This window comes from Paraglaciecola chathamensis S18K6, assembly GCA_000314955.1.
GTDB lineage: Bacteria > Pseudomonadota > Gammaproteobacteria > Enterobacterales > Alteromonadaceae > Paraglaciecola > Paraglaciecola chathamensis.
Map to the genome: position 1 here is coordinate 30,931 of BAEM01000002.1, position 22,006 is coordinate 52,936.

Annotated in this window: 18 protein-coding genes; 10 read left to right on the forward strand and 8 right to left on the reverse strand. The window is 44.2% G+C overall.

What is annotated here, in order from left to right; genetic code table 11:
* Positions 1-31: 31 nt before the first annotated feature.
* On the forward strand, positions 32-802 hold the full coding sequence (locus tag GCHA_RS00165; RefSeq protein WP_007983837.1) for a S1/P1 nuclease: 771 nt from the start codon (positions 32-34) through the stop codon (positions 800-802).
* Positions 803-869: 67 nt separating this feature from the next.
* On the opposite strand, the gene hemE is transcribed toward GCHA_RS00165, so the two are convergent.
* Both hemE and nudC read right to left on the reverse strand, forming a co-directional pair.
* Entirely contained in the window at positions 870-1,937 is a 1,068-nt protein-coding gene (hemE, locus tag GCHA_RS00170) for a uroporphyrinogen decarboxylase (protein ID WP_007983838.1), read from the reverse strand.
* 253 nt (positions 1,938-2,190) lie between these two features.
* Positions 2,191-3,006: an NAD(+) diphosphatase gene (gene nudC, locus GCHA_RS00175; RefSeq protein WP_007983839.1), complete on the reverse strand. Its 816-nt coding sequence runs from the start codon at positions 3,004-3,006 to the stop codon at positions 2,191-2,193.
* A gap of 331 nt (positions 3,007-3,337) precedes the next feature.
* Between nudC and GCHA_RS00180 the strand changes: the two genes are divergently transcribed.
* The 4 genes from GCHA_RS00180 to GCHA_RS00195 all read left to right on the forward strand — a co-directional run bounded on the left by GCHA_RS00180 (position 3,338) and on the right by GCHA_RS00195 (position 5,905).
* A complete protein-coding gene (locus GCHA_RS00180; RefSeq protein ID WP_007983840.1) occupies positions 3,338-3,769 on the forward strand; it encodes a transcriptional repressor in 432 nt (143 codons plus the stop codon).
* 49 nt (positions 3,770-3,818) lie between these two features.
* Positions 3,819-4,283, forward strand: a complete 465-nt coding sequence (locus GCHA_RS00185) for a chemotaxis protein CheX (RefSeq protein ID WP_007983841.1) — start codon at positions 3,819-3,821, stop codon at positions 4,281-4,283.
* Positions 4,273-4,710 (forward strand): secondary thiamine-phosphate synthase enzyme YjbQ, encoded by a 438-nt coding sequence (locus tag GCHA_RS00190; protein WP_007983842.1) that lies wholly within the window; start codon positions 4,273-4,275, stop codon positions 4,708-4,710. Before GCHA_RS00185 ends, GCHA_RS00190 begins: the two co-directional genes overlap by 11 nt.
* 88 nt (positions 4,711-4,798) lie before the next feature.
* Complete coding sequence (locus GCHA_RS00195; protein WP_007983843.1) at positions 4,799-5,905, forward strand: OmpA family protein; 1,107 nt, start codon at positions 4,799-4,801, stop codon at positions 5,903-5,905.
* Between the two features lie 76 nt (positions 5,906-5,981).
* Here GCHA_RS00195 and dnaB read toward each other — a convergent pair whose 3' ends face one another.
* Together dnaB and recQ are read right to left on the reverse strand one after the other, a co-directional pair.
* Positions 5,982-7,373 carry a replicative DNA helicase gene (gene dnaB, locus GCHA_RS00200; protein WP_007983844.1) on the reverse strand — a complete coding sequence of 464 codons (1,392 nt, stop codon included), beginning with the start codon at positions 7,371-7,373 and terminating at the stop codon, positions 5,982-5,984.
* A 147-nt stretch (positions 7,374-7,520) separates the two neighbouring features.
* Positions 7,521-9,335, reverse strand: coding sequence for a DNA helicase RecQ (gene recQ, locus GCHA_RS00205; protein WP_007983845.1), 1,815 nt, complete (start codon positions 9,333-9,335; stop codon positions 7,521-7,523).
* A 119-nt stretch (positions 9,336-9,454) separates the two neighbouring features.
* Here recQ and GCHA_RS00210 point away from each other — a divergent pair, with 119 nt between their 5' ends.
* Positions 9,455-9,928 (forward strand): thioesterase family protein, encoded by a 474-nt coding sequence (locus GCHA_RS00210; RefSeq protein ID WP_007983846.1) that lies wholly within the window; start codon positions 9,455-9,457, stop codon positions 9,926-9,928.
* 120 nt (positions 9,929-10,048) lie between these two features.
* Here GCHA_RS00210 and GCHA_RS00215 read toward each other — a convergent pair whose 3' ends face one another.
* Genes GCHA_RS00215 through GCHA_RS00230 form a run of 4 tightly spaced genes read right to left on the reverse strand, consistent with a single transcriptional unit; the run spans position 10,049 to position 14,339 of the window.
* Complete coding sequence (locus tag GCHA_RS00215; protein WP_039991869.1) at positions 10,049-10,474, reverse strand: group I truncated hemoglobin; 426 nt, start codon at positions 10,472-10,474, stop codon at positions 10,049-10,051.
* 5 nt (positions 10,475-10,479) lie between these two features.
* Positions 10,480-11,331 (reverse strand): DUF3034 family protein, encoded by an 852-nt coding sequence (locus tag GCHA_RS00220; RefSeq protein ID WP_007983848.1) that lies wholly within the window; start codon positions 11,329-11,331, stop codon positions 10,480-10,482.
* A complete protein-coding gene (locus tag GCHA_RS00225; RefSeq protein WP_039991871.1) occupies positions 11,331-13,658 on the reverse strand; it encodes an EAL domain-containing protein in 2,328 nt (775 codons plus the stop codon). Before GCHA_RS00225 ends, GCHA_RS00220 begins: the two co-directional genes overlap by 1 nt.
* On the reverse strand, positions 13,659-14,339 hold the full coding sequence (locus GCHA_RS00230; RefSeq protein ID WP_007983850.1) for a methylamine utilization protein: 681 nt from the start codon (positions 14,337-14,339) through the stop codon (positions 13,659-13,661).
* Positions 14,340-14,649: 310 nt separating this feature from the next.
* Between GCHA_RS00230 and GCHA_RS00235 the strand changes: the two genes are divergently transcribed.
* The 4 genes from GCHA_RS00235 (at position 14,650) to tamB (ending at position 21,936) form a co-directional block, all read left to right on the forward strand.
* A complete protein-coding gene (locus GCHA_RS00235; protein ID WP_007983851.1) occupies positions 14,650-15,252 on the forward strand; it encodes a mechanosensitive ion channel family protein in 603 nt (200 codons plus the stop codon).
* Between the two features lie 165 nt (positions 15,253-15,417).
* A complete protein-coding gene (locus GCHA_RS00240; protein WP_007983853.1) occupies positions 15,418-16,332 on the forward strand; it encodes a mechanosensitive ion channel family protein in 915 nt (304 codons plus the stop codon).
* A gap of 193 nt (positions 16,333-16,525) precedes the next feature.
* On the forward strand, positions 16,526-18,184 hold the full coding sequence (locus GCHA_RS00245; RefSeq protein WP_318248898.1) for an autotransporter assembly complex protein TamA: 1,659 nt from the start codon (positions 16,526-16,528) through the stop codon (positions 18,182-18,184).
* Positions 18,181-21,936, forward strand: a complete 3,756-nt coding sequence (gene tamB, locus GCHA_RS00250) for an autotransporter assembly complex protein TamB (protein WP_193362810.1) — start codon at positions 18,181-18,183, stop codon at positions 21,934-21,936. The genes GCHA_RS00245 and tamB overlap by 4 nt, the downstream gene beginning before the upstream one ends.
* Positions 21,937-22,006: the final 70 nt, after the last annotated feature.

Below are 22,006 nucleotides of genomic sequence, written 5' to 3' on the forward strand. Positions count from 1 at the left end.
ATATAGCCATGCAAATAGGAATTTTTAATACATGTACAAATTTATGATTGGCGTCCTTGCACTTTCTTTTAGTGTCAACGTGTTAGCTTGGGGGCAAATTGGACATAGGGTAACGGGCGCTATTGCTCAGCAACATTTGACCGCACAGGCACAAGCAGCCATTAGCGCTTTATTGCCTAATGAAGACTTGGCCGAGGCATCAACTTATCCAGATGAAATGCGTTCTAACCCAGATGAGTTTTGGCAAAAGAAGGCCGGTCCATTTCATTACGTGACAATCCCTAGAGGCAAAACATATCCACAAATCGGCGCGCCCGAAGAAGGGGACGGGGTCACTGCATTGAGCAAGTTTACTGAGACGTTAAAAAGTAGTGAAGCTAGCAAAGAAGATAAGCAGCTAGCACTGCGTTTTATCGTGCATATTATCGGTGATTTGCATCAGCCGTTGCACGCAGGTGACGGGACTGACCGAGGAGGTAACGATTTTAAAGTGAACTTCTTTTGGCAAGACACCAACTTGCATCGAGTATGGGATAGCGAGTTAATAGAGCAACGTAAACTGTCGTACACAGAATGGACAGAGAAACTTAGTCGCAAAATAAGCGAGCAAAATGTTGAGCGCTGGAAAACCACTGATCCAAAAGTATGGATAGCGGAAAGTATTAAAATTCGCAACGAAATTTATCCCGAAGAAAAAAGCATTTCTTGGGATTATTTATATAATCACTTACCTCAAGCGCAAGAGCGCTTAAAAATGGCAGGCATACGCATTGCCACTTATTTGAACGAGATTTATAAATAAATCTTGGTCAATAGCAGGCAGTAAAAAGGCAGCGAATTTGCTGCCTTTTTATTGCCACAACGCAAGACTAGCTTTTGTGATATTGGGCGCTGTATTTGTGAACTGCATCAACAAAGACTTTGGCGTTTTCAGGCGGCACATCTAAATGAATACCATGGCCCAAATTGAATACATGGCCTGAGCCTTCTCCAAATCCCGCCAGTATTGTTTGTACTTCCTGTTCAATACGCTCTGGTGACGCATAAAGCATTGAAGGGTCCATATTCCCTTGTAGCGCTACTTTATCGCCTATTCGTGCTTTAGCATTGTCTATATCGATGGTCCAATCTAGCCCAACACCGTCACAGCCAGTAGCTGCTATCGATTCTAACCACATACCCGCATTTTTGGTAAATAGGGTCACAGGGACTTTGCGCCCATCGTTTTCCCGGGTTAGTCCATCGACGATTTTATGCATGTATTGCAATGAAAAATCTTGATAGTCGCGAGGAGACAAGACCCCGCCCCAAGTATCAAACACCATGACAGACTGAGCGCCGGCTGCGATCTGAGCATTGAGGTATAAAATGACCGAATCGGCCAGTTTATCTAACAACAAATGCAGGGCTTTGGGATCACTAAAAGCCATCTTTTTGATTTTGGTGAAGGCTTTACTTGAACCGCCTTCAATCATGTAAGTCGCTAGCGTCCACGGGCTACCGGAGAAACCAATAAGAGGGACTTCACCTTGTAAGTTTTTACGAATGGTACGCACCGCATTCATGACGTACTGTAACTCTTGTTCAGGATCAGGAGCAGGTAGATTTTGGATATCAGCCATACATGTTAAAGGTCGTGCAAACTTAGGACCTTCACCTTGTTCAAAGTACAAGCCTAAGCCCATGGCATCTGGAATAGTGAGTATGTCTGAAAACAAAATGGCGGCATCTAGGTCGAAGCGACGTAGTGGCTGCAATGTGACTTCACAGGCTAATTCTGCATTTTTACATAATGACATAAAGTCACCGGCTTGGGCGCGAGTCGCTTTGTACTCAGGTAGATAACGGCCAGCCTGACGCATCATCCACACGGGCGTGACATCAACGGGTTGGCGGAGTAAAGCGCGAAGATAGCGGTCGTTTTTTAACGAAGTCATGAATTTCCTCTGTAAAATCTGTAAAAGTGGTGCGCCAGTCCTAGGCCAAAAAGGCGACATTGTACTCTTTTAGGCATGATGAAGAAGCGAATATCAACCTAAATATTGTAAATACTTGCAACAAGCCCCGAAACTCTGTTATAACAATGTTGCGCAAGCAAACTAACAACAAGAAGCTCGAAAAAACGAGACTTAGACGCTAAAATATTCGAACCCCACTTAAAGTGGGGTTTTTTATGTTAGTTGGTTTTAGTTACTCTGCGCAAATTTCTTCTATCGTGCGTTCAATTAGCTGCCCTGCAATAGAAAACTTTGGCGGAATATTAGGAAGTTCATCATATTTAAACCAATGAGCTTCGATTATTTCATGACCATCGACTTTGATATCGCCACTGTCAAAATCAGCGAGAAAACCTACCATTAACGAATGAGGAAATGGCCAAGGTTGACTCGACATATATCTTAGGTTTTTGATTGCGACGCCGACCTCTTCAAATACTTCCCGATGAACCGCGTTTTCTAGGGTTTCACCGCTTTCCACAAACCCAGCCAGCGTAGAGAACATATTTCGGTCTTTTTGTGGCTTGCCTTGCGCTAACAGGATTTTATCTTCGTGGCGAATAGCGACAATGATGCAAGGTGATATTCTTGGGTAGCATCTATGATGACAGCGATGGCATTGCATCGCCATTTCCCAATCGATTTTTTGCATGGTTGAGCCACACTGACCACAAAATCTGTGCGTTCTTAAAAAAAGTGCTACTTGCCATGCGCGTGCAGCCACAGAGAAGAGTTCTAGGTCATCGTGAAGTAATAAACTTCTAAGATGAGCCAATTGTGCACCGCTATGCTCAATAACCTCATTTCCCATATCAATGAGGTAGCACATCTGCTCGTTGTGTTCACCTACTTGAACTATTTGTTCTTTATAAGCGTGGGCAAAGCCAAGGTTGTTCCAGCTTTCGATCAAGGGGCCTTGTGCTTCATGGGGAACGAGAAGTTTTTCGGCGCTAAAGATAAACCAAATACTGGGGGTGTCGGCGTTAACGTTTACGTTTTGTTTAATCATAATATGTATATCACCACTTTTAGCTATGCCTAATTAACATAGCCATTTGCATTGTCTTAACTGCAAATTATGCTCGAAATGCCTCTTAACAATATTAGCTTCGTAACCAACAAATTATCGATTCAGCTTTGGTTAAGAAATACTTGCTCACAATGATACGCAATATGTGCATTAAATCCTCAACTTTATGAAGTAAATCAAGCTACTATTCGTACAAAGCCCTTTAGATGAGTGATATACTTCGCTAAAATGACTAGATATTGAAAATCACGTTGCGGGGCTTTAATCTTAAGAGTGTAACGGGATTAACGCGAAGGCCAACGGTATAAAGATGAGCAATGAATCACAAGTAGAGAAAGCACGTCAATACTGTGAACAGGAAGGCGCACGTTTCACCCATTTGAGGGAAACGGTTTATGCCTTACTGTTGGACAAAAAAGGCGCTGTGGGCGCATATGACTTGTTGGACACATTAAAAGAAACGGAAAGCAATGCTAAGCCTGCAACTGTTTATCGAACGTTGGATTTCTTACTTGAATTGGGCTTGATCCATAGGGTCGAGTCGACCAACGCGTTTGTTGCGTGCCATCACTTTGGTTGCAGCCATCCCGTTCAGTTTTTGATCTGTGACAACTGCGGTTTGGTGAAAGAAATCCAATCCGAGGGGCTACAAGATACTTTGGTAAAACAAGCCCAGACCCATGGCTTTCAGGTATCAAAGCAAACCATTGAAGCTCATGGTTTATGCACGTCATGCCAGTAGAGTTACAGGGTATGCAAACTTGCGATAGACGGCAGGAATTGTAGTCAATATGAATGCAGAGTTTATTAATCCGTTTATTGCCGCTTTACGTAATGTGCTTAGTACTATGGCACAAATTGAGTTGGTATCCGGTAAGCCGCAGAGAAAAACAGCAGCGACAGCTCAGGGCGATGTATCAGGTTTAATCGGCATGGTGGGTGATGATGTGAAGGGCTCGCTATCTATTACCTTTGAAACCAGTATTGCGCTAAAAGTGATGCAGAATATGCTTGGGGAGCAGCCTGAAGCAATAAACGACGATGTTGCTGATATGGTGGGCGAAATTACCAATATGATTTGTGGCGGGGCCAAAAACGAGCTAGCTAAACTTGGTTACAATTTTGGTATGGCGACGCCAGTTGTAGTTTTCGGTAAAGATCATACACTAAGTCATACTGCGTCTGGTCAAAAAATGATCATGCCGTTTGCGAGCGAGCACGGCAAAGTCTTTTTAGAGATGTGTTTTGACAAGTAGTCAGCCTAATTGGTATCAAGAACAGTTGCGTTTGCGCGCAAAACCAAGAGGGTTTCATCTTGTAACAGATGAGATAGTGGGGCAGTTAGATGCGCTCACTAAGATAAATATTGGTATCTTGAATCTGTTTATTCAGCATACGAGTGCCAGTTTGACGATTAATGAAAATGCAGACCCTACGGTCAGAGCAGACCTAGAGAGTCACATTAATCAAGCTGTCCCCGAGAATGCGGCATATTATCTGCATAATTACGAGGGATCGGATGATATGCCTGCACATATTAAAGCCAGTGTATTTGGGAGTAATCTGACAATTCCTATACAAAACGGAAGGTTAGCACTAGGTACCTGGCAAGGAATATATTTGGGTGAGCATAGAAATCATGGCGGTGAGCGTTGCGTGATTGCAACAATTACTGGCCTATAACTATTTTACACACTAAATCAGATTATATACCGATGCTTAGGCGGCGGTGATATCAAATGATTAACACAATACATTAAGGACGTTTATTATGAAAAAAACCATGACAGCCATGGGTATCTTACTTGCTTTTACCAGTGGAGCATTCGCTCAATCTGCGCCAGTAGGCGACAAATGGGTAGGTGGTTTCGGTGAATATTATAAAACTGACGGTGAGCTAGACGGCGCACCTACTTTTTATGATGACGGTGTTGGCTTCGGTGCTGAACTAGGTTTTCGTTTTAAGCCTCAGTGGGCAGCACGTTTAGAGTGGTCTCACTTGAACATCGATCAAACAGGTGGTTTAGGTGATGAATCTGGCAACCGTCTTGGTGTTGATGCTATGTACTTCTTGCCTGACGACTTAATGTATGTTTTCGCAGGTGTTAAACATCTTGATTTAACTGATAGCTCTCGTTTAGCTAACGTTGGTTTGGGTAAGCATTGGAACATTAACGACAAATGGCGTGTGATTACTGAAATCGCTGCATACCATGACTTCGGCGAAGCGTACAATGATGTAAGCGCTAAAATCGGTCTAGCGTACAGCTTTGGTGCTACGTCAGCTCCTGTTACTCGTGATTCTGACAATGACGGCGTAAACAACAGCATAGACAAGTGTCCTGGCACTGCTCCAGGCGTTCAGGTAGATGCTATGGGTTGTGCATTGGCTGCTACTGCTGTTGAAGTTGATTCTGACAATGATGGTGTTGTAGATAGCCAAGACAAATGTGCTAACACGCCTTCTTCAGACAAAGTAGATGCAACTGGTTGTAGTATTTTCACTGAAGTTGAAGTTGAAGAAACCTTACGTATCTTGTTCGCAAACAACAGTTCAGAAATTGCTAATCGTGCCAACAGCGATATCCGTGACTTTGCTGCATTCATGAAGCGTTTCCCTTCTACAGATACTGTAATCGAAGGTTACGCATCTGCACCAGGTGAGAGCGAGTACAACCAATGGTTGTCTGAAGAGCGTGCTAAAGCGGTACGTATGGTATTGATTGAAGATTACGACATCAAACCTGCTCGCATCACTGCAGTTGGTTATGGCGAAAGCAAATTGCTTGACGCTCCTACTGCTAAAGAAGCTAACAAAATTAACCGTCGCATCGTAGCGCGCGTTAGTGCTTCTAAGCGTGAGAAAGTAACTAAGTAATGAGTTAGTTATACGCACAAAAAAAGAGGTGATTATCACCTCTTTTTTTATGTCTGCGATTCAGTTGAAAGGCAGACTAATAATCGTCGTCTCTGGCGGGGCCTGCATAATTATCAAATCGAGAAAACTGGCCTTGGAAGGTGAGTCTTGATGTACCGATAGGGCCGTTACGCTGCTTACCGATAATAATTTCTGCCACGCCTTTGTCTTCACTGCCCTCGTTATACACTTCATCTCTATATATAAACATAATCAAATCGGCATCTTGCTCGATTGAACCCGATTCCCTCAGATCCGAGTTAATCGGGCGTTTATCTGAACGCTGCTCTAGTCCCCGGTTTAGCTGTGAAAGGGCCACTACAGGCACTTCGAGTTCTTTGGCTAGGGATTTAAGCGAGCGGGAAATCTCTGCAATTTCCAAGGTACGGTTGTCACTCAAGCCTGGTACTTGCATTAATTGCAAATAATCGATCATGATGAGGCTAATTCCACCACGATCTCTAGCTAGCTTTCGCGCTCGGGTTCTAACTTCCATTGGCGTTAGGCCAGATGAATCATCAACGTACAAATTGTCTTTGTCTTTGAGCATCGCCATGGTGTTTGACATGCGCGCCCAATCTTCGTCATCTAATTGAGCGGTTCGAATTTTGGTTTGATCCACCCGACTAAGGGATGCCAACATCCGCATCATAATCTGTTCGGCGGGCATTTCAAGACTGAACACTAACACCGGCTTCTCTTCTAGCAACATCGCGTTTTCGCACAAGTTCATGGCGAAGGTCGTTTTACCCATAGAAGGACGCGCAGCAACGATGATTAAATCTGAGGGTTGTAGCCCACTGGTTTTTTTATCTAAATCTGTATAACCAGTAGAAACACCAGTGACTTCTTTATTGTTTTTAACCAGTTCTTCAAGACGGTCGATGGTCTTAGTCAGTACCGACTCAATGCCTCGAGGCCCTTCATTTTTGGCGGTTCGTTTCTCGGCTATTTCGAAAACTTTACTTTCCGCCATGTCGAGCAATTCACCACTGTTTCGCCCTTCAGGGTTGTAGCCAACATCAGCAATATCGTGCGCAACACCTATTAACTCACGAACAACAGCTCGCTCCTTGATGATATTGGCATATGCTGAGACGTTTGCTGCGCTCGGAGTATTTTTGGCCAGTTCACCTAAATAGGCAAAGCCACCTGCTTCTTCAAGTTCATCTAAGTTTTCAAGATCTTCTGAAACCGTGATCAAATCAATCGGTTGATTATTTTTCAGTAGGCGTAAAATTGCGCCATAAATGACTTGATGAGAACGGTTATAAAAATCTTCTTCGGTGACCAACTCTGCGACTTTGTCCCAAGAATCAGGGGCAATCAACATACTGCCCAGCACCGATTGCTCCGCCTCAATGGAGTGAGGAGGGACTTTAAGCTTTTCGACTTTTTGATCTTTATTTTTTGCTGAGACGGCTTTCACAGAAGGTACATTTATCCTCGAAAATAGGTGACTAGTATGCGCCAAATCACCCTAGTTAGTAAAGGTGTGATAACGCCGTAAGCGATTAATCAGGCGCTTTGAAAATAGCTTAGGTGCCTATGAGTATTCGCGGCACATTAACATTGTTTAGGACAGTGAATAAGCAGCTATCGCCGCTAAAAACTCACTTCCGTAACGGTCTAGTTTGGTTTGGCCTACGCCGTTGACCTCCAAAAACTCCACTTTTGATTGGGGCAGTTTGTCAGCCATATCGGCAAGGGTCGCATCACTAAATACCACAAACGGCGGTACGTCCTCGCGTTGTGCAATGGACTTACGCAAGTGTTTTAATTTAGCGAATAGTTTACGGTCATAGTTCATCTCTTTCAGTTTAGACTTTTTACCTGAATCAATGGTTAATCTAGGTACGGCTAAAGCAAGTTCTAATTTACCAGCAAGAAGGCCTCGGGCTTCTTCGGTTAATTTTAAAACAGCGCTTTGGGTGATGTCGATGCGCAAAAAACCTTTGTGTATCAGCTGATAAATAATGTTGTGCCAGTGGGCATCCGATTTATCTTTCCCTATTCCGAACGTACTTAGAGCGTCATGTCCTTGCTCGAAAATACGTTTCAATTTTTTGCCCCGTAGCACGTCGATAACATACTGGCTGGCCACATTTTGACCCAAGCGATAAATACACGACAAGACCATTTGCGCCGAGACTTTGCCATCAAAACGTTTAGGTGGGTCTAAGCAAATATCACAGTTTCCGCAGTCTTCAGCGGAATATTCAGAAAAATAGTTAAGTAACACTTGGCGGCGACAGGTTTGCGCTTCTGCGAAGGCTTCCATGGCGGCAAACTTTTGTAGTTCGATGTCAAGACGCGCTGGGTTATCTCCCATACCGATCCATTGTCGAATACGAGCAGCGTCTTTTTCATCAAATAACAATAACGCTTCAGCAGGCATGCCATCACGCCCTGCACGGCCTGTTTCTTGATAATAGGCTTCAACACTGCGAGGTAAATCAAAATGCACAACAAAGCGTACATTAGACTTATTGATCCCCATGCCAAAAGCGACTGTGGCGACAATGATATCTACGTTATCTTGAATGAAGTCGCGCTGTATTTTATCGCGTATAGGACCCTCAAGACCCGCGTGATAACCCGCGCAATTAATACCTTGTTTCGCTAGAGCAATACTTAAGTCGTCGACTTTTTTACGGCTGTTACAGTAAATAATCCCGCTGCCGTCTTGTTGTTTTACATATTGAATGACCTGATCCGTGGCTTTGTATTTGAACAGCTGGTTGTAACGAATATTCGGCCTATCGAAGCTGCCTTTAAAAACAAAAGGCTGCTCTAAAGCGAGCTGCTGTAATATGTCGCTGCGCGTTGTGATATCAGCTGTTGCCGTCAGCCCCACCACAGGAACCCCAGGAAATTGCTGTTTTATTTGACCAAGCTGGCGGTATTCTTTGCGAAAGTCATGTCCCCAATGGGAGACGCAGTGAGCTTCATCGACCGCAAAAAGCGCCACATTTAAACTGTGAAGCCGTTGAATAAAGTCAAATTGCATGAGTCTTTCAGGTGCGACATAAATCAGTTTATAGCGCCCATCTTGCATACCACGGTAAACGTTAAGCATCTCTTCATTGCTTAAATTTGAATTGATATAAGCGGCGCTTACACCTGAGGCAACAAGGGCGTCGACTTGGTCTTTCATCAGTGCAATAAGAGGCGAGATAACGATGGTCAATCCATCGAGCACTAGCGCGGGTATTTGGTAACACAAGGATTTTCCGCCACCAGTGGGCATAAGAACCAGTACATCTTTTCCCTGCAATATTTGCTCGATCACTTCGCGCTGACCGTCACGAAACGCGTCGTAGCCGAATACATTTTTAAGTACATTCTGCGCGGCGTTTATATCAGTACTTGGGATGGCTTCTGGGAACAAAAAATAGACTCTAATACAAAAATTCTGCGCGCATTTTACGTGTTTTTAGTCCATACATCACTTGCCAATAGACAAAAAGTTAGTCACATTGAGTACTTCTCTGAGAAAAGGACAATAATATGAGCGATAACAAAAGCTTAACCCCAGAGCAATTGGCCGGTTTCGTGATTGAATTTTTCCAAAACAGTATGCCATTCAATCGAGCGTTAGGGTTTCAGATAGAATCCTTAGAAGATCACCAAGTGCAGATTCGTATGCCCTGGAACAATATGCTGATGGGTAATCCAGTGCACAAAATTCTACATGGCGGCGCAACTGCAGCCATACTTGATACAGTGGGCAGCGTAGTGGCACTGATGTATGGTATTAAACAGCTCAAGCCTGAAGAAGTTGAAGATTTCAAAAACACTTTAGCCAATAATGGCACCATAGACATGCGGGTCGACTATCTGCGACCGGGTAAAGGTGAAGAATTTATTGCCACTGCAAGCGTCATCCGCAGGGGACGTAGAGTGGCGGTATGCAGAATGGAGCTGCACAACGAGCAAGGCCAACACATTGCTTCTGGTACTGGAACCTACTTGGTTGGTTAATTACTTTTAGGCAGCTAGGCAGCTAGGCAGCGAAAGAAGACAAGATACGAAGATATCAAAGCCTAGCAATAAAAAGGTCGCACTGGGCGACCTTGACTGGTTTACAGCGTGGTTAGCCTGTTAAATATATAGCATCTGTTTGCGTGTTTTGGCTAAAATCGCCAAGACCTTGTTTTGCGTAGGGTGAGGTATGTTCGCCTTGTCCATTGCATTGATAAATAAGTCTACCCCGCGATTGAAATCTGCTTCGGTAATGTTCATTCCTCCGTGCACGCGTTCCATGGTATCACCTGTATACTCACAGGGCCCTCCCGTTAAGTGGCATACATGCTCAATCAACTTCTCTCTAAAACGGCCAATGTCAGAATCTTTAAAGTATTCAAAAATAACCGGATCAAATTCAATCTCGGTAATGAAGTTATCTACGACTTCTTCCACTTTTTGCTGACCACCCATCTGGGTATAAACAGACTGATTTGACGTTGACGAACAGGCACTGAGCCCAAAAAATAGAGATACAAATAGGATTATAAGTGTGTGTTTCATGAGACTCACCAAAGTTGTCCGTTAAGAGAAAGGTATAAACCGTCTTGGTCATCCACTGCGGCAATGGTGCCTAAGTCAGCCCAAGCGAGGGTTATGCTGAAGTCTTTGCTAGGAATATAGGTAACAAAAAAGTCTTTCCAGTCATCTTCACCTAGACCGAGATTGTCTGGTTTTTGCCTGTACTCAACGCCAATTGCAAAATGACGCGAAAATAAAATACCTGCGGATGCTTCAAGCATAATTTCATAGGAATCATTATTGACGCCACCGTAACCGAGCAATCCCATCTCATTTGCTTTGGTGGCCCTAGCGGTGACATTCCATACCGCGTTGTAACCGGCAATAGCTCCAAGATGGACCTTGGTCGCCGCCACGTAAAAATCGGTGCCGCTGCTGGTTTTATCAGCACCTACCGCACTAGCAATCGCTTCATCGTCTAACACTTTATGTTGGGCACCCACACTAATTTGGGGCCAATCAGAATAGACAACGTCACCATAGAGACGATATTTAACACCATAGATGTTTTGTTTAATATCGACCCCTGCGCCTTTGAGGTCAAAGCGATGTTGAGCAACACTGACCTCAACATGATCATAGAATGACGCGCTAAGGCCTAATACATTGAGGCGGTAATCATCTACGTCTACCTGCGTGGCGACCGCGCTAACAGAGACTTGATCTTGACTGTCGTAACCGGACAAGGTTGCCCAAGGAACAATACCACCCCCGCCGCTGCCTTCTAATTGCACCAGCCCGGCAGTGCCGATTAGTTTACCGTCTTGTGCTGACGCTAGGGTTGTGCACAAGGCGAACGTTATACCTGTGATGTACGCAATACTTACTTTTTTATGCATCATTTCTCTAACCAGTTAGTTGATTGATGTTTGTTATGCCACTGTATAAAGTCGGCAAAAGGTAAGGGTTTACACATATAATATCCCTGTGCTAATTCGCATCCCCAATTTTGGAGCAGTTGCAGTGTTGCTTGGCTTTCGATTCCTTCGGCGACAACATTCAAGCCGAAGCTATGAGCCAAATCGATCACTGTTCGAACAATTTTCTGATCTCCTTGTTGAGAGTCGAGTTTTAGCACAAAACTCTTATCCACTTTCAATGTGGTCACCGGCAAGCTTTTTAGGTATGACATGGATGAATAGCCCGTACCAAAGTCGTCAATAGCCAGTTCAAACCCCCGCTCGCGAAACGCACGTAGCTGCTGTATCGCTTTTTCGGGTTCGCGAACTAGGTCGCTTTCTGTCATTTCAAAGCTCAGCGCTTTGCTATCTAGCTCGCTAGCACTCATTAGCGACGTTATGTGCGGCAATAAGGCATTATCCATAACATCTTTCGCAGACAAATTAATCGCGATACTCACATCCATACCAGCATTTTTGAGCGTCACGGCATCTTTAATAGCTTGGTTAATAACCCAGTCTGTAATTTTACCAATGAAGCCTGCTTGCTCAGCTACGCTAATAAAGTCGTCAGGGGATACAAAACCTAGTATGGCGTTGTTCCAACGAATTAGCGCTTCTACTTTAGTCACCTTACCGCTAACTAAGTCTAGTTTTGGTTGATAAAATAGACTGAGCTCATCTTGCTGGTCATCTAATGCAGTTTTCAGTTCAGCAATGATTGATAAACGACGCAGATAACGTTGTTCAAACTCGGGCTTATAATTAAGTAAGAGTTGTTCAGATAGCTGTGTTTCATCCAGCACGATATTCATCCGCCTGAAAAGCTCTTCTACATTGCTCGCATCTGTAGGACAATTCAACATACCGATGGAGACTTTGGTGATAATTGACGCATCTCCGGTTTCAATGGGCTGCTCTAACTCGTTTCTGAATTCTAATAACTGTTCGTGAGTCACATGCTCATCAGGGACCCAAAGTAGTTCCCCGCCTGCTAATCGGGCACCAAGTCCGCCATGAGCTAATAAACGCTTAGCGAGCACTTGAAGACAAGTATCACCATTGTGATAGCCAAACACATCATTGATACTGCGAAAGCCGAATACGTTTATACCTAAGACCTGAAACGGTTTATTCAGCTCAAACTTAGCGTTAAGCAGACTTTCCATGTTGTAACGATTATTCAACCCAGTCAGTATGTCGTGTTGTGCTTGGTAGCTGATTTTTTCTTCACGCTGACGAATATTTGATTGCATCGATTCAAGAGCGATAGCGAGGTTTGATACTTCCGTTGAGCTAGATTCAGTATTTATCGCTTTGTTGTAGTCTCCGGCTGAAATACGCTGGGCAATATCTGCAAGAGCGACCAGTGGTTTAGCTACCTTGCGCGAGAACAAAGCCGCGAAACACAGGGCTAAAATGATCGCCAAAACGGCAATCAAAGAGATATTCATTTGTAGTGCACTAAAGTCTGAAAACAAGCGTTTAACGTCGTTAGATAAGGTAATAACAACGTTAAAATTCCCTTCTTCTGCCAGCAAAAATTGTCTTGAAACATAAGGCACATCGTTAAATAGAGTCAAAGAAAGCCAAGATAAAGCCTGTCCTTGCTCAGATAACGCCAAGCTAACCATTTCATCTGGTAAGGTGCTGATAGTAAGATTCTTTTTGCCGTTGGCCTGTACTTCAATGGTGGTTTCAAGTTGGGTGATATTTTTTAACTGTTGCCCCCACTCCTGATTGATTTCGAAGCCTATAACAGCGACTGCGATTGGCGTCGGCGCATCTATGGTTAGCATCATCACTTGATACAAGCGCCGTTCAATGAGCAGCAATGAGGAAGCACCGCCATCGACGACAGCGTTATGCACGATACGAGGATAAGGGAAGTCTTCCCCAGCTTCTAAAATTTGTGGGACGCTGGTGATATTGCTGCCGTCCAATGACACCAAGGCCATCAAATCAGCGCTAATGCGCCCGCCATGATTATACAGAGCACTGTCGATAGTCGGCACATCACCCGTAGCCACGGCTTGCTTAAAGCCAAAATCGGCAGTTAATACATTTGCCGAGTTATAAAGCACATTTTCTCGATTTTCTAGTACCTGCTCAAACACATTTTGAGCAACTTTGAGGTTGCCATTTAGCTGGTTTTGAGCGTGTTTGCTCGTCGAGGTCCAGACATTAATCAGTATCATCAATGCGGTTAGCATCACCAGACCAACGACAAGACGGAAAATACTCTGGTTTAGTTTCCTAGTGGCCAATTAACGGCCTCCAGGTGAAAATTTCCGGGAAAACTTACGACGTTTTACTTCCGGCTTCTTTTCTTCAAGTAGGCTTAGTGAGACCAGTTGAGCTCCTGAGGCTGTTGTATCTCGCGAAACCGTTACGCGCTCAGAATTACTGGTGGATAGCTTTGCATGCCAAATGTTGAATTCATTTGCTTGGGTAGAGAGTGTCGCGACACCGTTTTCGTCAGTGAGAGCGGTTATTTCATGTTCGGCAATGTAAATATAGCCGAGCATTTGGTCATGAATATTACAGCCCAATACCACAACGCCAGGTTTCTCAAAGGTGACAGGATTCGACCCTTCGCCTTTGTATAAGCGGATTTCAAATGGTTTTGGCTGAGAGAAACTATAAATATGATGGCGAATATCGTCACTGTTGGGAAAGCGCACTGACTGGTTTTTTTGAACGACTAACACATGGGGGGCAAATTGAGAGTTTATTTGGTCCATCACTGCCATTTGAGCAGTCTGGTCCTTAGGTTCACCTTTAGCGCTGACAACTGCATTTGCGACCGGATTGCCCTTTTGGTCGACAACTTTAAATTGAACGCTTTCTTCGCCGTAGGCACTGAAAATGACCATTGAGACGAATATGTAAGCTAATTTTATTGCCCATTGTTTTGCTAAAGCGTAAAAAGTCAGATCTTGTTTCATGTGTACTTCAATCCTGTTAACCCACTTATTCCAAAGGGAGGCGCTTCTTTACCTATTTTTTTAACAATTTAATCTTACACGAGCATTGTGAAATTGCACGATAGGATCGAAAAAACACGACTAATTATTTAGCTATCATCTTATTTTTACAGACAAAAGTATGATATTGCTTAGTGCATTGTAGGTTAAAAAGGTAATCTCGCACCTCGGTCAATCTTTTATCGACAGTGGTAGCCACTTACATTAAATTCTCGGTAAATTAGACTATCGCATTAGCGAATAACGATTTTTACTAGTTGGATCACAATAAATGGAAAAAGCACAGTGGCTTAACGGTTTTGTCAATTGGGCAATTCAGTATACGGGGAGCTTAATCTGGACCGCAGCAATGCTCGTGGTTTATGTCGTTGTTACTAAGTGGACGCTTCCCAAAATAGAAAAGAAAATCGATGAGAGCAATTTAAAATCTCCTGAGGTTTTGCGAGCGTACCATATCATTCGCTTAGTGATTGGAATACTCACCTTCGCCGTGATTTTGATAGCGTGGGGGATTGATTTTAGTGGTTTGCTGGTGATTTCTACCTCCCTTATTACACTGACAGGCGTGGCGTTTTTTGCTAGTTGGTCTTTGCTTAGCAATATTACAGCCTATTTTTTGCTGCTGTTTCAAACATCTTTCCGGCGCGGGAACTTTATAAGAGTGCTAGATGCGGATAATTACGTAGAGGGGTTTATTACCGAAATTAACCTGTTCAATACCAAGCTAATTACCGAAGAACGGGAAATTATTGTTTATCCCAATAACTTGATCTTGACGCGCCCCAGTATTATTAACCCTCGAGCAAAATGGAAAACTATCGGCAAATTTACCGATAGACCCGAACGTAAATCAGCTGTGACTCGTAAAAAATAATCTGTATCTGCCTCTATCGGCCATGTTAAGCATGCTAAAATAACGCAAAGTTCAACACGTGCGTTGGCATAGGCATGCTGTAGCAGATTTGCCAGCTTTTGGCCCTTAGCGTAAGTTGATACTTGGTCAGCCTATTCTAATCGTCAAACAAGTATGAAGCCGTAAATGAGTATAGATTTTCCACATGTTTTAGAGCACTTCTCCCTTTTCCTTAGCGCCTTATTTAATAACAAGGTGGTGCTGACGATCTTAGTCACTTTTCTGACATTGGGCGTCAAATACGCACTGGTTAAAACGGTGCGCAATCGCGCTATCAGTAAAGGCAAAGACAAGCGCGACTTGGTTAATAACATTAAGAACTTTTTAAACTTCGTCATGTTGTTTTTGCTGTTGAGTTTGTGGGCAGGGGAGTTACAAACCTTCGCACTTTCTATTGCCGCCTTTGCGGTGGCTATTGTGCTGGCAACACGAGAGTTTATCCAATGCATGATCGGGTTTTTCTATTTGGCTTCTACGCGTCCATTTCGCATCGGTGACTGGGTGCAAGTGGGTGATATCGTTGGTGAAGTATCCGAAACAGATTGGATGAAAAGCACCTTATTGGAAGTGGATATTCACAAATACGAATACACGGGTAAAACCTTATTTATTCCCAATAACGCGATGATCACCAATACCATTAAAAATTTAAACTTTTTAAAGCGTTATGCCACCCATCATTTCAATATTACCCGTGACCAAAGCGTCAATCCTTATTTATTCATTGATCAGTTACAACAAAAAGCAGAATTGTACTGTGAAGACTTTAAAGATGTTGCTCACCGATATAGTCAAACAATTGAGCGTCGTCTGGATGTAAAAATTGCAGGGCCAGATCCGCATATTAACGTTTCTACGTCAGAGGTTGGTGACTCGGTGGTCACGGTGGCTATCTTTTGCCCTACCGAACGAGCGATAGAGATAGAACAAAAATTGATCAAAGATTTCATGACTATGTGGTTTGCTGCTAAGCGCTCTGGCAATATAGAACCAAGAGAAGGTACTGAATTATCTCCTGACGATCGCCAGCCAATAAGTTAAACCCGAAGCGATTAATTCCATCACTATTCGAGTTCTGTCATATATCTTGCTTGAATACTTTGTGTTTTCCATTTGATAGTGAAATACGAAAGCGGCTAACGCTGCTTACTATCACATTACTGAGGTGACAGTGTTCATTCTGCGGATTTCTTTTTTTGTGATTTTAGCGCTTATTTCTTCTCACGCGCTAGGAATGTCAGTTGATATTGAAGGGGTGGATGATAGCCGCCTTGAAGATAATATCGAAACACATATTGGGATTATCGGCGCACCTGTTGGCTGTGAAATGACAGCTAACTATCGTCAAACCATACAAGAAGCTGTCACTAAAGCGGCTCAGGCAATTGGCTACTATCAGTTAGAAACTTTGAAAATTCGTCTCTCAAAAGACGAAGAGTGCAGTGAACTATATCTTACTGTAAACCCTGGTTCCCGGGTTAAAATTAGCCAACGTCAGATCAAGTTAGTTGGGTCACAAACACCTGACCCAGTGTTGCAAACTATTATCGACAATGCACAACTTAAAGAGGGAGCGTACCTTGAACAGGGCCAATATGAAGGTTTAAAAAGCCAACTGTTATCCAAAGCACAAGTTCGTGGTTATTTCGATGCCAAATTTACTGTGCAGGAAATTCGCATCGATTTAAAGTCCTACTCAGCGAGTATTGATCTGCAATTTTCTGCGGGCCAGCGTTACGCCTTCGGAGAGTTACAAATTCCCGATGATGACAAAGCAAAAGTCTTAATTGAAGAGGTCATGACCTTTAAAAAAGGCGAGCCCTATCACGCCGACAAGCTAGCAGAGTTTAATCAAAACTTGAAGCTCACTGGATATTTTCAGCAAGTCGTTGCGCGGCCCTTGGTGAGTCAGGCAAACGAGGCAAATGTGCCTATTCAACTTATTGTCAGTGCGAAACCGCGAGACACTTTTAACATTGGTGGTGGCATTTCTACCGACACTGGCCCAAGCGGGCGTTTTAAGTGGCAGCGGCCTTGGGTCAACAGTAAAGGGCATAGTTTGTCCGCTGAAGCGTTTATTTCAGACCCAGAGCAAAACGTGAGTGTGAAGTATAAAGTACCGCTAGAAGATCCCCTCAACAACTATTTAAGTTATCAAGCAGGCTTGAAAGCAGAAAACGATAATGACACACAAAGTGAGTCAATTACCCTAGCAGTTCAGCGCCATTGGGGGGAGGCAGACAATGACTGGAAGCGCATTGGCTTTTTACGTTTAGAACAAGAGAAGTTTACCCAAGGGACAGACGATGAACAAACCACGACCTTGCTTATTCCTGGCGTGACCCTGAGTCGACGTAGAGCGCGTGGCGGCCTTGATATCAGCTGGGGAGATAAGCAGCAATATACCTTGGAAGGGGCGACTCAAGAAGTGGTGTCTGACATAGATTTAGTACGTATTGGTTTGCAATCTAAATGGTTGCGCTCTTACGGCAAGCATCGCGTCTTTGTGCGTGCCGAACTCGGCGCAATCGCGACCAACGATTTTTCTCAGGTACCCTCAAGCTTACGTTACTTTGCTGGTGGCGATCAAAGCGTGCGAGGCTTCGCTCTTAATACGCTCTCTCCGGTAGAAGATGACGAACTCACAGGCGGCCAATATTTAAACGTAGCGAGCATCGAATACTCATATCCTGTGGTTCAAGATTGGCGAATAGCAGTGTTTACCGATATTGGTAACGCCAGCGATAAACCGTTTAAAGATCTCGCGACCGGTGTGGGGCTAGGTGCGAGCTGGTCATCCCCCGTGGGCCCGATTCGTTTTTACTTTGCGCGAGGCAATAGCGTGGACGAAACCACATGGCGCTTTCACTTTTCCATGGGGCCTGCACTATGAAGATATTAAAATACTGCGCAATTTTTATTGGCAGTTTGCTTGTGTTACTTGCCCTGACTGCATCGCCGTGGGGAACAAGAGGTGTACTATTATTGGCCGATAGTAGCCTCGATGAATTGGACATCGACTATGGCTCAGGGAGCTTACTATCCCAGCTGACGTTGAATCGTGTGGCCTATGTGACTCCAGATATGAGTTTAAAAGTCAGTAAACTCGCTGTTGATGTCAATTGGTCGTGCGTGGCGACGATGCACGCATGTTTAACTGCACTAAGTGCGCAAAGTGTTGCTGTGCAACTGTCTTCGAGTGAAGAGCAATCTGCGCCAAGTAACGAGCCACTAGAACGTATTACTTTACCTATTCCTGTTAGCGTGGATGCACTGGATATTCGCAACATTCGGGTTGATGTCGCCAACACGCTTGAGATGAAAATTAACTCAGTATCGAGTGAACTTAGCATGTTCCGCACATTGAATATCGAGCATCTCACCTTGAGCGGTACCCGTATTGTATTGCCAAATGAACCTACAGAGGCACCTGATAAGGACGGCTCAGCGCTCGACATTCAGGCCATTGCGAATTGGCATTACACGCCAATTAAACTAGCGCCTATTGTGTTCCCGATCGTGATGCGAGCTAACAACGTGGCCGTGGATGATCTGTTAATCTCTCGAGGCAAAGAACCCGTATTCGACATTAGTGCACTGCGGGCAGCCATTGATATTACCCCTAAGTTACTCACAGTAAAAAAACTGCAGGTGAGCTCAAGTTTGGGTGAGGCTGAGTTAACCGCTAGTGTGAATAAACAATGGCGGCACCAGTTAAAAATGCAGCTAAAAAGTGCACAGGACAGTACATACCCTATTGATGCTCAGTTGAATTTAAAAGGAAACTTACAGCGCAGTGAACTTAACCTCACCACCAGCGGAGTCCTTGATCTAGCCGCTAATGCCAGCGTTGATTTACAGTCGGCACAATTGCCTCTTTCGCTAGAGGTTAATTGGCAGCCTGTGGATTGGCCCCCAGAACAAGCAAATATTCAGCTCGAGAAAGGTCAGCTGTCTGTTAGTGGCAACTTAAATCAGTATCAGCTAGCACTCGATACTGCATTAAAAGGCCAGTCTGTTCCGCACACATTAGTGGCGATGCGAGCAGAAGGGAACAACCGTCAAGCCAATATAAAACACATCACTTTAGACACGCTAGGTGGTCGAGTTCAAGCAACCGCTAAAGTGACGATAGATACATTGCTGAAATGGCAAAGTCATATTGAGTTTAATAACATTCAGCCTCAGCAATTTTGGCTCGAACTAGAAGCTAATGTAGAAGGTAATGTGGATATTGATGGTCAGTATGATGGCCAAATTGTGCGTGCCCACATGCGTGAGCTTTCCGCGTCAGGCGACTGGTTAGATTATCAATTAAGCGCATCAGGAGAGGCTAAGTTCAATTCACAAGAGGGGATTGAAGTACCCGAACTGCTGGTGAAAACCGGGGATAATCAAGTCACGATGACCGGCACATTGGAAGCTTTTGACGATGTTCAAGCGCAATTATCGCTAGACGCTCAAGATCTATCTCAGTTGTACCCCACTTTTGCTGGTAAAGCCCAGCTTAACGCACAGATTGATGGCACGTTGACCGCGCCTGAAATCGACTTTGATGGCTCAGCGGACAAACTTACTTTGCCTGATATGCGTATTTCTCAGCTAGCAACCAAAGGACAGGTTATTTGGGATGAAGATAAGCAAGCTAAGGTCGAACTACAACTTAGCAATGCGATGATCGCTCAGCAAAATATTGCCAACCTAAATGTCGCACTTAATGGTGACGCCCAAGAACACCAAATAAGCTTATCCCTCAACAGCGATGTAGCCAATGTCGTGACTAAACTTCATGGCAGCCTAGCACAAAGCCAGTGGGATGGGGTGTTAGACGTAGCGACCATCGCGTTAGACGCAGGGCAATTCAGTTTAGAGCAGCAAGAGCCATCCATACATGCAAATTGGGCGAAAAATGAGTATCGCTTATCCCCATTTTGTTTGTCCGATGATGAGGCCAGTGTGTGTATCAAACAAGCTGAATATCTAGCCAGCACGGCGCAATTTGATATTGCGATAAACGAGTTACCTTTATCACCTGTACTCAGTGCTAATCTACCTCAGCTACAAGGGGTAGATACGGATGCTAAATTAAACCTGTTGGCAAAAGGGCAATGGAATACTAAAGAACTACCAATAGTTGAGGCAGATATTAGCCTGACGCCATCTGTATGGACGGTCGAAGGGGCGGCTACTCCCCTTGAGCTTGATGCACTGAATGTTAAAGTCAATACGATCACCCAGAAGAACACTTCATCTCAACGTATTACCAGCAAACTTACCTTAGAAAGTAAACAATTGGGTGCTATCCGCTCTGATGTGAGTTTGCAAGTCAATGGTGATGAAAAACCCATTTCAGGGCAACTTACTTTAGACACAATTACCTTAGGCGCGGCAGCGCAATTTGTACCTCAGTTAACTGAATTAGCAGGCATTGTTGATGGCACGGTTGATATCAGCGGTAGTTTAACCACACCGCTAATCAAGGGTGAAGTGAAATTACATGACGGTGCTGTTGCAGGTTCAATGCTCCCTTCGCGGGTTAATCAGGTGGAACAACGAATCAACTTTACAGGCCAGGCAGCTACGCTTACTGGTTCGTTTCAATTAGGCAACGGCAAAGGACAAGTGGATGGCGAGTTTGATTGGCAAGATACCCCAAGCGCGGTGGTGAATGTTAAAGGTAGCGAAATGGAAATCGACTATCAAAATATGGTGCGGGCTAAGTTATCACCTGACGTCAACGTTGAATTCGGTGCCACGGGATTGTCGGTAAAAGGTGAAGTAACCCTGCCTTATGCGCGGATCAGAGTGCGAGAATTACCGCCTAGTGCTATATCGCCTTCTAGTGATGTGGTGTTGGTCAATGATCAACAGGCAGTAGTGGAAGATGAAATGCCGTTGAAGCTATCGTTGCAGGTGAATATTGACCCGAAAAAGAATAATGACGTTAAAGTGGATGCGTTTGGATTAACGTCAGATTTGCAAGGCTCTTTGTTATTAACACAAGATGGCGAAGTGCTTAACGCCAATGGTGAGCTGAATTTAGTCAACGGTCGCTATAAAGCGTACGGCCAGGATTTGGTAATACGTGAAGGAGAAATCCAATTTAGCGGTCCTATCGATAGCCCGTACCTTGTGGTTGAAGCCGTTCGAGATCCAGATAAAACGGCAGACGATGTTATAGCAGGTTTGCGAATACAAGGCAGTGCCTCGCAACCACAAGTGAGTGTGTTTTCTGACCCAAGTATGGACCAGCCAGAAGCCTTGTCTTATCTGTTGCGTGGTACCGCTATCAACAGTGAAGATGAAACCTCAAGTGATGCGGCACTCGCCAGTGCCTTAATTGGCTTCGGTTTAGGCAAAAGTGAAAACAAGGTGACCAACATTGGGCGCAAAATAGGTGTTGAAGATTTAGCACTAAACACCAGTGGTGCGGGTGATGAAACTAAGCTTTCTGTCTCAGGCTATATCGCGCCCGGTGTACAGATTCGTTATGGTGTAGGGGTATTTGATTCAGTTTCTGAGGTTGCTTTACGCTATCAGTTAATACCTAAACTGTATCTTGAAGCGGTCAGCAGTTTAAATAGTGAGCTAAACTTATATTATCAATTCTCCTTAGATGACGAGGAAGATACCAAGCCTGAGTAGTAAGGTGTTTGCCAATAATAGCTCATGCGCGGCGCTCGCTGCGCCATAATCAAAAACCGCTGGCGCATTG